17 protein-coding genes and 1 pseudogene are annotated in these 12,742 nt (G+C 70.5%); 6 read left to right on the forward strand and 12 right to left on the reverse strand.

Going from position 1 to position 12,742, the window contains the following annotated elements:
- Nucleotides 1-2 precede the first annotated feature (2 nt).
- On the forward strand, nt 3-425 hold the full coding sequence (locus AB0K17_RS02125) for a sigma factor-like helix-turn-helix DNA-binding protein (RefSeq protein WP_365981790.1): 423 nt from the start codon (nt 3-5) through the stop codon (nt 423-425).
- On the forward strand, nt 422-664 hold the full coding sequence (locus tag AB0K17_RS02130; RefSeq protein ID WP_365981791.1) for a hypothetical protein: 243 nt from the start codon (nt 422-424) through the stop codon (nt 662-664). The genes AB0K17_RS02125 and AB0K17_RS02130 overlap by 4 nt, the downstream gene beginning before the upstream one ends.
- 104 nt (nt 665-768) lie before the next feature.
- Here AB0K17_RS02130 and AB0K17_RS02135 read toward each other — a convergent pair whose 3' ends face one another.
- Entirely contained in the window at nt 769-1,914 is a 1,146-nt protein-coding gene (locus AB0K17_RS02135) for a cystathionine gamma-synthase (protein ID WP_365966840.1), read from the reverse strand.
- Nucleotides 1,915-2,020: 106 nt separating this feature from the next.
- On the opposite strand from AB0K17_RS02135, the gene AB0K17_RS02140 reads away from it, so the two are divergent.
- Together AB0K17_RS02140 and msrA are read left to right on the forward strand one after the other, a co-directional pair.
- Nucleotides 2,021-3,100 carry a hypothetical protein gene (locus tag AB0K17_RS02140; protein ID WP_365981792.1) on the forward strand — a complete coding sequence of 360 codons (1,080 nt, stop codon included), beginning with the start codon at nt 2,021-2,023 and terminating at the stop codon, nt 3,098-3,100.
- Nucleotides 3,101-3,246: 146 nt separating this feature from the next.
- Nucleotides 3,247-3,870, forward strand: a complete 624-nt coding sequence (gene msrA, locus AB0K17_RS02145) for a peptide-methionine (S)-S-oxide reductase MsrA (RefSeq protein WP_365966842.1) — start codon at nt 3,247-3,249, stop codon at nt 3,868-3,870.
- A 31-nt stretch (nt 3,871-3,901) separates the two neighbouring features.
- Here msrA and AB0K17_RS02150 read toward each other — a convergent pair whose 3' ends face one another.
- On the reverse strand, nt 3,902-4,696 hold the full coding sequence (locus AB0K17_RS02150) for a trypsin-like peptidase domain-containing protein (RefSeq protein ID WP_365981794.1): 795 nt from the start codon (nt 4,694-4,696) through the stop codon (nt 3,902-3,904).
- Nucleotides 4,697-4,858: 162 nt separating this feature from the next.
- On the opposite strand from AB0K17_RS02150, the gene AB0K17_RS02155 reads away from it, so the two are divergent.
- Nucleotides 4,859-5,629 carry a MerR family transcriptional regulator gene (locus tag AB0K17_RS02155; RefSeq protein WP_365981795.1) on the forward strand — a complete coding sequence of 257 codons (771 nt, stop codon included), beginning with the start codon at nt 4,859-4,861 and terminating at the stop codon, nt 5,627-5,629.
- Nucleotides 5,630-5,654: 25 nt separating this feature from the next.
- Here AB0K17_RS02155 and AB0K17_RS02160 read toward each other — a convergent pair.
- From AB0K17_RS02160 to AB0K17_RS02180, 5 genes and pseudogenes are all read right to left on the reverse strand, one after another.
- Nucleotides 5,655-5,843 (reverse strand): annotated as a pseudogene (locus AB0K17_RS02160) (GNAT family N-acetyltransferase); the annotation flags it as partial.
- 53 nt (nt 5,844-5,896) lie between these two features.
- The gene (locus tag AB0K17_RS02165; RefSeq protein ID WP_365981834.1) at nt 5,897-6,139 is read right to left on the reverse strand and encodes a hypothetical protein; all 243 of its coding nucleotides are present in this window, start codon (nt 6,137-6,139) and stop codon (nt 5,897-5,899) included.
- Nucleotides 6,140-6,274: 135 nt separating this feature from the next.
- A complete protein-coding gene (locus AB0K17_RS02170; protein ID WP_365981796.1) occupies nt 6,275-6,604 on the reverse strand; it encodes a hypothetical protein in 330 nt (109 codons plus the stop codon).
- Between the two features lie 116 nt (nt 6,605-6,720).
- Entirely contained in the window at nt 6,721-6,942 is a 222-nt protein-coding gene (locus tag AB0K17_RS02175) for an RICIN domain-containing protein (RefSeq protein ID WP_365981797.1), read from the reverse strand.
- A gap of 240 nt (nt 6,943-7,182) precedes the next feature.
- Nucleotides 7,183-7,851, reverse strand: a complete 669-nt coding sequence (locus tag AB0K17_RS02180) for an MBL fold metallo-hydrolase (protein WP_365981798.1) — start codon at nt 7,849-7,851, stop codon at nt 7,183-7,185.
- 363 nt (nt 7,852-8,214) lie between these two features.
- Between AB0K17_RS02180 and AB0K17_RS02185 the strand changes: the two genes are divergently transcribed.
- On the forward strand, nt 8,215-8,691 hold the full coding sequence (locus AB0K17_RS02185) for a hypothetical protein (RefSeq protein ID WP_365981799.1): 477 nt from the start codon (nt 8,215-8,217) through the stop codon (nt 8,689-8,691).
- 292 nt (nt 8,692-8,983) lie between these two features.
- On the opposite strand, the gene AB0K17_RS02190 is transcribed toward AB0K17_RS02185, so the two are convergent.
- The 5 genes from AB0K17_RS02190 to AB0K17_RS02210 all read right to left on the reverse strand — a co-directional run bounded on the left by AB0K17_RS02190 (nt 8,984) and on the right by AB0K17_RS02210 (nt 12,735).
- Nucleotides 8,984-9,193 carry a DUF397 domain-containing protein gene (locus AB0K17_RS02190; RefSeq protein WP_365981800.1) on the reverse strand — a complete coding sequence of 70 codons (210 nt, stop codon included), beginning with the start codon at nt 9,191-9,193 and terminating at the stop codon, nt 8,984-8,986.
- Nucleotides 9,190-9,600, reverse strand: coding sequence for a DUF5753 domain-containing protein (locus AB0K17_RS02195; protein ID WP_365981830.1), 411 nt, complete (start codon nt 9,598-9,600; stop codon nt 9,190-9,192). Before AB0K17_RS02195 ends, AB0K17_RS02190 begins: the two co-directional genes overlap by 4 nt.
- A gap of 467 nt (nt 9,601-10,067) precedes the next feature.
- Nucleotides 10,068-10,922 (reverse strand): hypothetical protein, encoded by an 855-nt coding sequence (locus AB0K17_RS02200; RefSeq protein WP_365981801.1) that lies wholly within the window; start codon nt 10,920-10,922, stop codon nt 10,068-10,070.
- A 662-nt stretch (nt 10,923-11,584) separates the two neighbouring features.
- Nucleotides 11,585-12,169 (reverse strand): DinB family protein, encoded by a 585-nt coding sequence (locus AB0K17_RS02205; protein ID WP_365981802.1) that lies wholly within the window; start codon nt 12,167-12,169, stop codon nt 11,585-11,587.
- Nucleotides 12,170-12,534: 365 nt separating this feature from the next.
- Nucleotides 12,535-12,735 carry a DUF397 domain-containing protein gene (locus AB0K17_RS02210; RefSeq protein ID WP_365981831.1) on the reverse strand — a complete coding sequence of 67 codons (201 nt, stop codon included), beginning with the start codon at nt 12,733-12,735 and terminating at the stop codon, nt 12,535-12,537.
- Between the last annotated feature and the right edge of the window lie 7 nt (nt 12,736-12,742).

Consider the following 12,742-nt stretch of genomic DNA (forward strand, 5'->3'; position numbering starts at 1 on the left):
GCGTGCGAGAGCGGCGGGCCGACCAGGAGCGCCTGCGCACCCGGGAGTTCGACTCGTTCGTCGGGGGCGCGGGGGGCCGGCTGCTGCACATCGCGCTGCTGCTCACCGGGGAGCCCGCGACGGCCGAACGCCTGCTGACGGCCGCCCTGGCCCGTACGTACGCCGCCTGGGACCGCCTGCGCGGCGAGGACCCGTACGAGCGTGCCCGCACCGAGCTGGTCGAGGCCTTCGCCCGCTCCGGCCGCCGCCACGGCAAGGTGCCCGGCGCCCTGCTCGGCCCGCTGTCCCCGCTGCAGCGGGTGGTGCTGGTGCTGCGGCTGTCCGAGGACGTCGCCGAGGAGAAGGTCGCCGCGGTGCTGGGGCTGCCCGTCGAGCGGGTACGGATTCTGTGCGCGCGGGCGGTGCGCACGCTGGTCGCCCGGTGAGCGGCCTGGACCGCCGGGAGGCCGAGGCCCTGCGGCGACTGCGGCAGGTGCGGCCGGTGGTACCGCCGGAGCTGGCGGCACGGGCCGCCGAGGAGGGCCGGCGCCTGCTGCGCCGGCGCCGCGCCCTGGCCGCGGTGGGCTGGGCGCTGCTGCTGGTCGCCGTGGTGGCCTTCGCACTGTGGGCGGCGGTCGCCGAGCCGTGGGTGGCGCCGGAGGCGAACGACGGGCTGTACCCGTGAGGCCGTACCCGTGAGGCCGTGCCCGTGAGGCCGAACCGGTGAGGCCGAACCCGTGAAAAAGCAGGCCGGTCCTCCCCCGAGGGGGAGGACCGGGAGGGGAATCGTTACCCCAGCGCCTGGGTGAGGTCCGCCACCAGGTCGTCGGCCGACTCGATGCCGACCGAGACGCGCACGAGGTCCGCCGGGACCTCCAGTGCGGAGCCCGCCACCGAGGCGTGCGTCATGCGGCCCGGGTGCTCGATGAGCGACTCCACGCCGCCCAGCGACTCGCCGAGCGTGAACAGCTTCGCCCGGTTGCACACCTCGACCGCCGCCTCCTCGCCGCCGGCGACGCGGAAGGAGACCATGCCGCCGAAGGCGCGCATCTGCTTGGCGGCCACCTCGTGCAGCCGGTGCTCGGGCAGGCCCGGGTAGTAGACCTGGGTCACCTTCGGGTGGGCGACCAGCATCTGGACGATGCGCTCGGCGTTGGCCGTGTGCCGGTCCATGCGCACCGCGAGCGTCTTGATGCCGCGCAGGGTCAGCCACGCGTCGAACGGCCCGGCCACCGCGCCCATGGCGTTCTGGTGGAAGGCCAGCTCCTCGCCGAGAGCGGCGTCGGCCGTCACCAGGGCGCCGCCGACGACGTCGGAGTGGCCGCCCATGTACTTGGTGGTGGAGTGCACGACCACGTCCGCGCCCAGCGACAGCGGCTGCTGCAGGTAGGGGCTGGCGAAGGTGTTGTCGACCACCAGCTTGGCGCCGGCCTCGTGGGCGACGGTCGCGACCGCGGCGATGTCGGTGATGCCGAGCAGCGGGTTGGAGGGCGTCTCGACCCAGACCACCTTGGTCTGCGGACGGATCGCCGCGCGCACCGCGGCGGGGTCGGAGGTGTCGGCCACCGACCACTCCACGCCCCAGCGGCCGACGACCTTGGCGAAGAGGCGGAACGTGCCGCCGTAGGCGTCGTTCGGGATGACCACGTGATCACCCGGGGCCAGCAGGGTGCGCAGCAGGCAGTCCTCGGCGGCCAGGCCCGAGGCGAAGGCCAGGCCGCGCACACCGCCTTCCAGGGCCGCCAGGTTCTCTTCCAGGGCGGTACGGGTGGGGTTCGCGCTGCGGCTGTACTCGTAGCCGCCGCGCAGCCCGCCCACGCCGTCCTGCTTGTAGGTGGACACTTGGTAGATGGGCGGTACGACTGCCCCGGTCAGGGGGTCCGCCTCCTGCCCCGCGTGGATGGCGAGGGTCTCGAAGCTGTGCTGGTCGCTCATTGTCCCGAGAGTAGTACCCCGTTCACGTGAACGGTCCTGTTCACTTGTTGCAGGCGGATGAACAGTGTCTGCCTCGTCGCACTCGTCGCTTTCGTCAGGAAGGCCCATGGAGTTTCTTTTCATCCTGCTCGCCGTCGTGATCGTCTGCGGGTTCCTGGTCGTCCCGGCGGCGCGCCGCCGCCGGGCCCTGCAGGACGCCGCGGCCGGTGCCGGAGCGGCCGTCGACCCGTACGGCGCGTACGGCTTCGTCCCGCCCGAGCGCCTGGACCTGCGGCTGCCCGGCCCCGACGACGACCTGCTGGCGGCCGTGGGCGAGGCGCGGCGCACCCAGGACTGGAAGCCGGCGGCCGACCTGCTCTCCCGCACCCCCGCCGGCAGCGCCGACGAGCTGCGCTGGCAGCGGGTGCAGACCCTGGCCGGCGCAGCGGCGCAGGAGCTGGCCGAGACGCCGGGCACGGGCGGCGTGTGGCTGCGGCACTGGCGCGTGGTGGCCCCCGAGGACGCCGGCGGCGCCGCCGTGCAGGCGGAGTTCCTGGTGCAGCAGGCTATGCGCAACCCCTCCTCCCAGGACTACCGCATGATCCTGGAGGAGGCCCGTACGGTGTGCGCCGAGGCCACCCGCCTGGCGCCCGACGACGTCGTACCGCACATCGTCGCGCTGAACGTGGCCCGCGGCCTGGGGGCGAGCGAGGCGGAGTTCCAGTCCCTGTGGGAGACCGTCGTCTCGCGCGCCCCGGGCCACATGGGCGCCCACCTCGCGGCCCTGCGCTACTGGAGCGCCAGCTGGCACGGCTCCCAGGACCGGGCCGAGGACTTCGCCCGCCGCGCGGCCGCCGGCGCCGCCGAGGGCAGCCTGCTCCCGGCACTGCCGCTGTTCGCGGTCCACGACCACCTGCCCGACGTCCAGCTGGTGCGCAGCCTCTTCCAGAGCGCGGTGATCACCGACGCCATCGAGGCGGCGCAGTTCGCGGTGCTGCACGCCCCGCAGGACCACCCGGTACTGCCGCACGTCCGCCACCTGCTGGCATGGTTCCTGGTCCGCGCCGAGCGCTACGGCGAGGCACTGGAGCAGCTGCACAAGGTCGACGGCCACATCGGCGCCATTCCGTGGACGTACGAGCAGGACCCGGTCGCGGCGTACACCGCCTTCCGCGCGATGGCGGTGGCGGGCGCGCAGCGCGGCTGACGCCCGCGCGTACGGGGGGCGGGGCGGGCGCCGCGTACGGGGCGGGCGCATAGGATCCGACGATCCGCCCGGGCCGCCGCCCGGGGCCGGAATCCCGGCGGCGGCTCGTACGTTGTCCCCGACGGACCGCCGAAGCGAGGAGCCCGATGATGTTCACCGACCGCGCCGCCCCCGACTTCCCCCTCCAGGAGCGCCACACCGTCCTGGACACGCCCCTGGCCGGCCCCTACCCCGAGGGCCTGGAGACCGCCGACTTCGGTCTCGGCTGCTTCTGGGGGGCGGAGCGCAAGTTCTGGCAGACGCCGGGCGTGTGGACGACCCTGGTCGGCTACCAGGGCGGCCGCACGGCGTATCCCACGTACGAGGAGGTGTGCAGCGGCCTGACCGGACATGCCGAGGTCGTCCGCGTCGTCTTCGACCCTGCCGTCGTGTCGTACGAGTCGCTGCTGAAGCTCTTCTGGGAGTCCCACGACCCCACCCAGGGCAACCGCCAGGGCAACGACATCGGCACCCAGTACCGGTCGGTGGTCTTCACGCACTCCGCCGCCCAGCAGTCGGCGGCGGAGGCCTCGCGCGAGGCCTACCAGAAGGTCCTCACGGCTTCGGGCTACGGCCCCATCACCACGACCATCGCTCCGGCCCCGCCCTTCCACTACGCGGAGCCGTACCACCAGCAGTACCTGTCACCGAGCAAGAACCCCAACGGCTACTGCGGCATCGGCGGCACGGGGGTCAGCTGTCCGGTGGGGGTGGCGAAGGCGGGGGGCTGAGTGCCGCCTTCGCCGGGCGTGGCGCCGGGGCTCAGGTCGCCAGGTGGAAGCCGGCGCCGACGCCGCCGTTGGCGTCCATCTCGGCGATGATGTCCACGATCGCGGAGCTGTGCTGGGCGCCCCACGCGTTGCCGACCAGGGTTTGGCCGCTGACCACGGGGGAGCCGGAGTCGCCGCCCTGGGTCCAGATGAGGTGGGTGAACCAGATGTTGTGGGTGCCCAGCTTGATGCCGCAGGTCAGGCCCGTGCGGTGGCCCTGCTTGCACATGCGGACGCCGTTGGCGGGCGGGGCGCCGATCGAGGAGATGGTGACGCCGCCGACGGTGGCGGTGGGGGCGACCCGCGTCTCGTCCAGCTTGATGACGGCGTAGTCGAGGCCCTTGGGGCCGGTGTTCAGCAGGTTGTTGGGCGTGCTGACGTAGGTCACGGTGCCGATGGCGCCCGTCTCCAGGTCGGGGCGGCTGGCGTTGAGGTCGGCGGGGGCGGCGGCGGTGCCGGCGGGCGAGGTGTCGCGGTAGACCTTCTCGCCGACGAGCTTGTTGCCCTTCTCGTCGATGAAGCAGTGGGCGTTGGTCAGACCGACCAGGTTGCCGGCGTTGTCCCGGCCGACGGCGGTGAGGGTGCAGACGTAGAAGCCCTGCCGGTCCTCCGGGGACGGGGCCATCCGGAAGATGATGCCGGTGCCGCCGCCGATGGGCGTCAGGGCTCTGGTGGAGGTGGCCGGGGCCGCAGCGGGGGCGGCGGCGGTCGCGGCCGGGGCCGCGGTGAGGGTCAGGCCCGCCGTCAGAACGGCGGCGAGACCGAGGGCGCGTAACGCACGCAGCATGTGATCACTCCTGTACGGACTGAAGTTGCATCGAACACGCACATCGAAGAGCACGAACGCGCGTTTGTCACCACTTGCAAGTGCCGTTACGTCAACTTCTAACGTCCTCCGTGCGGCCGGAAGGACCGGCCGGCGAGGGAAACGGAAGAGGCGGGGCTGACGATGGCCTGGTCGACCGCGGACGTGGTCCGGATGTCCCAAGTGACCTCACGAACGCTGCGGCACTACGACGAGATCGGCCTGCTGCCACCCGCATGGACCGGAAGCAACGGGCACCGCTACTACACGGAGACCGAGCTGCTGCGCCTGCAACAGATTCTCCTGATGCGAGAGTTGGCACTGGGATTGCGGGAGATCCGCGCCGTACTCGACAGCCGGGCCGACCGGGTGACCGTGCTCCGCGAGCACCGTGCCCATCTGGTGGCCGAGCAGGAGCGGCTCGCGACACTCGTCCGCACCGTCGACCGCACCATCGCGGAACTGGAAGGAAGCAGGGACGACGACATGGCGCGCATCAACAGGCCGGAAAACCTCTTCGAGGGCTTCGAGCCCTCCCGGCACGACGCCGAGATGGAGGCCGAGGTACGGGAGCGGTGGCCGCAGGCCTGGGAGCAGTCCCGGCAGGCCGTCGAGGCGATGTCCCCCGAGGACACCGAGCGCTGGCAGCGCGAGGCGACGGCGCAGATGATCCGCATGGCGGAGTTCATGGTCGCCGGCACCCCGGCCGCCGACCCGGCGGTGCAGGCCCAGGTGGACGCCCACTACCAGGGCGTGTGCCGCTTCTGGACCCCGAACGCGGAGGCGTACAAGGGCCTGGCCCGGACGTACGCCGACGACCCGCAGTTCCGCGCCAACTTCGACAAGATCGCCGAAGGCCTGGCCGCGTACCAGCAGGAGGCGATGACGGTCTACGCGGACGCGCGGCTGCGGTAACAGCAACCGCGCGCCCGGGGAGGGATCAGATGCCGAACGGTGCGGCGTAACGGACCGTTCCGCTCGGCAGGGGGTGGCCGGCGTCCAGGGCGAGGGCCATCAGGGCCTCGTCCGGGACGTCGATGGTCACCCCAATGCCGTGCGCGGAGGCGCGGGTGAAGCCGAACCGGGGGTAGTACGAGGGGTGCCCGAGGACGACGACATAGCGCTCCCCCGCCTCACGCCCCGGGTCGCGGCCTGACCTGCAACCGCCGGTGCGCCGTTTCCTCAGGGACAGCTGTCGATCCGTACCGAGCCGATGTCGATGGGCGGTACGAAGAACGCCTCGCCCAAGGCCTGCGCGAGCACCGTGCCAGTGCAGTTGGAGCCACTGAAGACGGTGAAGTCGGCCTTGCCGGTGCTGTTTCCTGCGGCAATGTTGTCGACGTCCGTCCGCAGGGAGGGGTTGACGCAGCTGCCTGCCGTCAGCCCACTGCGGAAGCTGGACGTGCCGTGGGACTGGACGCGCAACGTACACGTTCCGGCGGGCGCCGCGGCGGTTGCAGTGCCGACGACGAGAGTCAGAGTGAGGGCGGCAACGGACGTGAGGGTGCGTGCTGTCCGATGAATCAGCGGCATGACGGCCTCCGAAACGGCAGTGGAGCCTCAGGGGCAGGTGTCCATCTTCACGGACCCGAAGTGCAACGGCTGCCCGGGAGGAGAGAACCGCCGGAAGCCGTTGCCGAGGGCCACGGGGTCACCCGTGCAGTCAGGGGAGGGGTAGAAGCTCCACTCGGCGGACCGCGGGGTCGAATCCACCCACTCCGCACCGTCGGCCCCGGTGGTGTGGCAGGACCCGGCGGCCATCCCCGGCGAGATCCAGGTGATGCCGCCCGCGAACCACCTCACCTCGCAGGTGGCGGCCGCGGACGAGGGCAGGAGGGACAGGGCGAGGGTCAGGAGCGTTGAACCGGCGACGACAACACCACGCGACACGTACCGTCTGATGACGACCTCCTGGGGCGAACAGTGCGTCAAACCACGGCAATCCGCTTTCGCCCGAATCCTTCTCTCCCAGCGTAGCCCGGACAATCACCCACGCGAGTGAGGGTTCAGAAGGACCAGCGCTGGTTGGCACCGCCGTTGCAGTCCCAGATCTGCACGTCCTGGCCCGCGGCGCCGATCCCGCCGCGGACGTCGAGGCACAGCCGGGAAGGATTGAGTCCACTGCGGATCGGCCTCCCGTAATCCGCCTGTGCCGGGGCTGCGGTGACAAGGTTGACGATCGACGCAACCAGCACCACCACGGAAGCACCGAGCCGGATCCTGCGCATGCACGAACCTCCCCATGTCGCCACTCCAGCCCACGTAGCGTAGCCGCGACCTCACGGTAAGGTGAGTGTGCCAGAGAAGCCAGCCGTCGACTGGCAGCACAGCAGGGCCCACCGCCGTCGAAGATGCCCGGAGTTCGCAGCGGTGAGGGCCGCACCCCCGGGTGGGGTGCGGCCCTCGGCGTGCCTGCACCTGCGCTGCCCTCATGGCGGCCGCTCAGCCCGCCGGAACCCTGCCCCCCGTCACACTGCCGAGGCTGCCGCTTGCAGGGCGGCCGCCGCACCGTGCGTGATGGGGTCGCCGTGACCGAAGACCGCCGTGTCGACGTCCAGCTCGGCAAGCCGGTGGAGCGACTCGATGGCCCGGGCGCGGTCGGTGTTGAAGACACCCAGCATGGTCCGGCCGACGTTGGCGACCGCATCCCCGGTGAACAGCACCCTGGAGCCCGGGAGATGGATCGCTATCGACCCGTCCGTGTGCCCGGGCACCGCGACCACCACAGCCCCGCCGCCGAATTCCAGCACGTCGCCGTCCTCCACCTCACGATCCACCCGGCACGGCGGGGCCGGGGGCAGGGGCGGAACGGCTGCCCGGATCGGCACCTCGAATTCCTCGAGTACCGGTGGCGCCCCGGCCACCTCGCCCCGGATCACCGGCGCCTCCAGCCGATGCGCCACCACCTCCGCGCCGTGCCGGGCGGCCAATTCGGCAGCCGAGCCCGTATGGTCCTCGTGCCAGTGCGTCAGCACGATCCGCCGCAGCTCGCCGTCCAGAACTTCCTCTATCTTCTCGCCGCAGCCCACCGCCCCGGCATCTATCAGGGTCAGCTCGTCGTCGTCCCGCCACAGATAAGCCGCCCCCACAGGGAAGCGGAGCATGAGCAGCCTGGGCAGTACCTCGATCACGTCCATGCGCCCAGCCTGCACTGCCGACCCGGCGAACGGGCCCTCGTTCGCTGACGGCACATCAGATGGGGATTCCTTGAGCACGTCCAGGGCCGCTTCGGCCGTGGGTCTGACATTAGGGTCCTTGGCCAGGAGCCGCGTGATGAGCGAGCCCAGCGGGCCCGCGTGGCCTCCGCGCATCATCCCTCCCCCCTTGTCCGACAGTCGGCGCCCACAATCACACGGCAGGGCGCGGGTGTCGGTCGGGTCGTTGAGCGCACGTTCACACTGCGGAGATACGCAGCCGGGAGTCTTCGACGTGGTGACAGAAACGTCACCGCAACGAACAGGACGGGGTTCGCCTCGTCCCCGAAGGCTAGGGAGATGCACATGCGTCGCCAGAAGACCGCCAAGACCGCGGCCGTCGCCGCCCTGACCATGGGCCTGGCCGCCCTCGCAACCGTCGGCACCGCCGGCACCGCCAGTGCCGCCCCCGTCACCATCAACGCCGCCAGAAGCACCAGCATCCACCTCGAAAACCGGACGGGCTGCGACCTCTACCGCACCAACCAGTCGCTCGACCACGGGATCTGGACCGTCGAGGTGCCGCAGATCGTGCGCGATGGGTCGAGGCGTGATTGGGCCTCGGAGAGCAACGGATTCATGACCGGCACGGAAGGCCGCGCCACCTTCCAGACCGGTAACTGTGGAAACCCCGCGCTCAACTACAAGGAGATCGAGCTGCACTGGGACAACCCGTACGTCGGCTCCAACCAGTACAGCGAGCGTGGTGACGAGTTCTTGTTCGTGCGCGAGGGCGGCTCGGGCAACAACGCGGACGTGACCTGGCGGATCTGGGGCCGGTAGCCCACGGCCCTCGCGAAGCACGGAGCCCGCGGGGCATGCAGCCCGCAGCCCGGAACTTCGGGGTGCGGGTTGCCGCCCGTGAGCTGGTGCGGGTCGGAACTTTGCTGGCTACGAGGGGAGGGGTGGGGGGCGCGGGCCGGTTCCCGGTCTGCGGGTGGGCGGGTTGCTGGCCGCCGTTCTCGTGCCGTCACGGATGCGGGTGCGTGAGGAGATCGCGCCCTGGCGTCGTGGCTGAGGGGGAGCTGGCTGCTGCCGCGATGTGGCTGACGCCGGTGGAGACGCTCCGCTCGTGTCACGTGTGACGGGGCTGAGCGTCCGACGGCAGATGGTGGCGGGTGACCGCGGCCAGGAAGGCCGCCCACGAGACCGCGGAAACACTCACCTCCGAGCCGGGTATTCGCTTCGAATCACGGACACGTATGCGCCGCGGGGCGGAGCCCACCTCGACGCAATCACCGCCCGCTCCTCCGCTGTGGCTGGACCGTATCCAGTCGGTATTCACCGCTCCTCCGCCAACCTTCTGATGAAACTTACGGAATCTCCTGGGCTGAGCGCTCGTTGCGCGATCATGACATGACGCTGGGACACGACGTGCACCTTGCCAGGATCGGCGTAGAGCGCGCCCGACTGCTGCCCTTCCTCGTAGGCCAAGCGCTTGTGATCGGGCATCTCCAGGAGCACGAAGGGCCCGTCGAGCCCCGGGTGCACGCCGCTCCCGGCGGGCATGATCTGAACGGTCACGTTCCGCCGCTTGCCCTGCTCCTCCAGATGCAGGAGCTGCCGCCTGTGGGATTCCCGCTCCGCAAGGGGCTCACCCAGCGCCAGTTCCGCGATCACGAAGTTGTACACCCGCGTCCGCTTGTCCAGCAGCGCCTGACGTTCGAGCCTGGCGGCAACGAGCGTTTCGATCTCTCCCCGCCCGCTGCCGCCACCTCTTCAGCTGGTCCTCGCAGTACCGCCAGCCGATCGACGAGCCATCCCTTCCCATCGCCACTACTCAGAGTAGCCAGATGGAAGCTATCAGACAGAGCAGATCACACGAACCAGCAGTTCCACTCCCTCGATCCCCCCCACCAGTGAAGGTTTCTGCTGCCACCACGAACCACCCGCAGCCGAACGCCCAGCCACCCAACCCACCGGAAACGAGCGGAGCGTCTCCACCGGCCCCAGCCACATCGCGGCAGCAGCCAGCTCCCCCTCAGCCACAAACAAACGGCGCGATCTCCTCACGCACCCCCACCCCGCGACGGCACGAGAACGGCGGCCAGCGCCCCACCCACCCGCAGACTGCAAACCGGCCCGCGCCCCCAACCCTCCCCTCGTAGCCGGCCAAAGTTCTGACCCCAGCCAGCAAGCACCGCCAGCGGTCGACGCACCTACGCCCGCATCGCAGCCCGCACCCGCGCCGCGTGGGCCCGCACCCGCTCGGCGGCCGCAGCCGTCAGCTCCTCACGGCGGCCTGGGCCACCGCAGTCGCGGCAGTCGCGGCACAGGCCGCCGGGGAGCGCTTCGGGGCGGCCGGGTGCCCCGCAGACGGTGCACTCGACGAGACGGAGAGGGGATTCGGCCCGTGTCGGCTCGGGCGGGAGGGCGGGTGGCAGTTTGTCGGTGAGGCGGCGGCGGGCGAGGGCCGCAGCGTGATGGACCTGGGCCGGCAGTCCGACTGTCAGCTCGCGGATCAGGTGGGCTTCGCTGGCTCCACGTTCGAGCCACTGGGCGGCGAGGGGTTCGAGGGCGCGGCAGTCGGCGTGGGAGAGCGTCATGCGGGAGTCGGTGCGTCCGAGCAGCGCGAGGGCTCGGTACGCGCGCGAGGGTGCGGGTCGCACGGCCCGGGGGACATTGCCGCCGAGGGCGGCGGTCCACCAGTCGTCGGGGCGGGCGGTGCGGGAGAAGTAGGTGCGGGTCACCCAGTGGTAGACCCCGTCGTCATCCTTGCGGTGTTCTTTCACCCGCCTGAGGTGCCCGGCTTCGGAGAGGCGCCGCAGGGCGGTGCGGCAGGCGGCCTGCCCGTAAGCGGGCAGCTGCGCTGCCAGGGACTTCGCGTCCATCGACGCGCCCTCGGGGAGCCGGTCGATGAACGCGGCGATCTCGGCTTCCCGGGCCGGGAGATGGGTGAAATCGGCGGCCGTACGGGCTGCTTGGTCTGGCGCAGTGCGCTTGCCGTAACCGGGGCGGGCCATGGGGTACGCGTGCGCGGCGCGCGCGGCGGCGCTAGGGTTGGCGACAGCCATGGGATCGATCCCTACTCGTTCGATCTTGTGGTTAGACCCCGGTCAGGTGCTGCTAACACCTGCCGGGGTTGTTTGTTGCTCCGCACGCTAGACGGCCGAAACACCGCGTCGCAACCGAATCACCGAAAGTGAACTGCCAGGGTGGGAGGGTGGGTTGCGACCCGCCACCCATTCCTAGCAAACAGAGCTCGGGGCCCGGAGCTCAGACTTCGAATGCGGGTGGTGGTTGTGGCTGGGGTCAGAACTTTGGCCGGCTACGAGGGGAGGGTTGGGGGCGCGGGCCGGTTTGCAGTCTGCGGGTGGGTGGGGCGCTGGCCGCCGTTCTCGTGCCGTCGCGGGGTGGGGGTGCGTGAGGAGATCGCGCCGTTTGTTTGTGGCTGAGGGGGAGCTGGCTGCTGCCGCGATGTGGCTGGGGCCGGTGGAGACGCTCCGCTCGTTTCCGGTGGGTGGGTGGCTAAGCGTCCGGCTGCAGACCATGGCGGGCGACCACGGTCAAGAATGTCGCCCACGAGACCACGGAAATACCTATCTGCGGCCCAGGTGTTCGCTTCGAACCCCAGCACCGGTACAGCCGACCGAGTTCATCAGGAACCAAGCGTTTCGATGGATCACTACCCACGACCGGCATGCCGCACGAACAATCACGGCACGTGAGACAGCCTCTAAGCCTTGGTTTGTGCGGCCGACCTGGCGGCCTGCTCGATCTTCGCGCAGTAGGCTGCACAGGCTTCCGCGTCGATCAGCTTCTCGTGTTCGGCGCGCACTCCGGTCCGGCCGTCGAGGCCCTCGCGCAGGATATCGGCGTGCCCGGCATGCCTGATGGACTCGCCCAGGACATGGACCATGATGGCGAACAGGTTGGTGTTGGGATGAGGCTCCGGCCACCACGGCACGTGGCCGGGGGCGTCGAGGGGAAGCTCGTTGATCGTCGCGTCCGAGTGTTCCCACGTGCGCCGGTAGAACCCGATGATCTGCTCGCGGGTCTCGTCCTCGGTCGCCCACAGATCGCTGCCGTCGTAGTCCTGCCACCGGGGCAGCAGTTCCGGGGAAGGGCGGTCGAAGACCTCGCCGAAGTACCTGGCCTCGACGGTGGCCACGTGTTTGACCAGGCCAAGGAGGTTGGTCCCGGTCGCTGTCAAAGGTCGACGCGCGTCGTATTCGGACAAGCCGTCGAGTTTCCAGAGCAGCGCCTCGCGGTCCCGCCGCAGTCTCCCGTGCAGGGTGTCCTTCGCGAATTCATCGATCATGCGGCATGAGCCTGCCATGGCCTGCGAGTGGGCTCAAGATCCCGTACGCGGTCCGCAACGACCGGTAGAGCGCGGCGTGAAGAACCTGAGGGAGTAACCCACGGGGCAGGGGGCCCGTATCGCTGAGTTTCCGGGTTGGGTCTCCGTCCGTGGGCTGGTGCGGGTCAGAACTTTGGCTGGCTACGAGGGGAGGGGTGGGGGGGCCGGGGTGTGTTTGCGGTCTGCGGGTGGGTGGGGTGTTGGCCGCCGTTCTCGTGCCGTCGCGGATGCGGGTGCGTGGGGAGATCGCGCCCTTTGATCGTGGCTGAGGGGGAGCTGGCTGCTGCCGCGATGTGGCTGACGCCGGTGGAGACGCTCCGCTCGTGTCAGGTGTGATGTGGCTGAGCGTCCGGCTGCAGATGGTGGCGGGTGACCGCAGTCAGGAACGCCGCCCACGAGGCAGCAGAAACACTCACCTCCGGGCCCGGTATTCGCTTCGAATCACGGACACGTATGTGCCGGGGGGCGGAGCGCACCTCTACGCAGGCATTCCCTTCCGACGTGCTGTAGCTGGACTTGAACCACATAAGGGTG

Source organism: Streptomyces sp. NPDC049585, from assembly GCF_040675615.1.
GTDB classification, from domain to species: domain Bacteria; phylum Actinomycetota; class Actinomycetes; order Streptomycetales; family Streptomycetaceae; genus Streptomyces; species Streptomyces luteosporeus.

What these genes read in the sequence shown, in the direction of transcription:
- AB0K17_RS02135 (WP_365966840.1), bottom strand. Translation starts at nt 1,914, where the DNA reads ATGAGCGACCAGCACAGCTTCGAGACCCTCGCCATCCACGCGGGGCAG.
- AB0K17_RS02140 (WP_365981792.1), top strand. Translation starts at nt 2,021, where the DNA reads ATGGAGTTTCTTTTCATCCTGCTCGCCGTCGTGATCGTCTGCGGGTTC.
- msrA (WP_365966842.1), top strand. Translation starts at nt 3,247, where the DNA reads ATGATGTTCACCGACCGCGCCGCCCCCGACTTCCCCCTCCAGGAGCGC.
- AB0K17_RS02150 (WP_365981794.1), bottom strand. Translation starts at nt 4,696, where the DNA reads ATGCTGCGTGCGTTACGCGCCCTCGGTCTCGCCGCCGTTCTGACGGCG.
- AB0K17_RS02155 (WP_365981795.1), top strand. Translation starts at nt 4,859, where the DNA reads ATGGCCTGGTCGACCGCGGACGTGGTCCGGATGTCCCAAGTGACCTCA.
- AB0K17_RS02175 (WP_365981797.1), bottom strand. Translation starts at nt 6,942, where the DNA reads ATGCGCAGGATCCGGCTCGGTGCTTCCGTGGTGGTGCTGGTTGCGTCG.
- AB0K17_RS02180 (WP_365981798.1), bottom strand. Translation starts at nt 7,851, where the DNA reads ATGGACGTGATCGAGGTACTGCCCAGGCTGCTCATGCTCCGCTTCCCT.
- AB0K17_RS02185 (WP_365981799.1), top strand. Translation starts at nt 8,215, where the DNA reads ATGCGTCGCCAGAAGACCGCCAAGACCGCGGCCGTCGCCGCCCTGACC.
- AB0K17_RS02200 (WP_365981801.1), bottom strand. Translation starts at nt 10,922, where the DNA reads ATGGCTGTCGCCAACCCTAGCGCCGCCGCGCGCGCCGCGCACGCGTAC.
- AB0K17_RS02205 (WP_365981802.1), bottom strand. Translation starts at nt 12,169, where the DNA reads ATGATCGATGAATTCGCGAAGGACACCCTGCACGGGAGACTGCGGCGG.
- AB0K17_RS02210 (WP_365981831.1), bottom strand. Translation starts at nt 12,735, where the DNA reads ATGTGGTTCAAGTCCAGCTACAGCACGTCGGAAGGGAATGCCTGCGTA.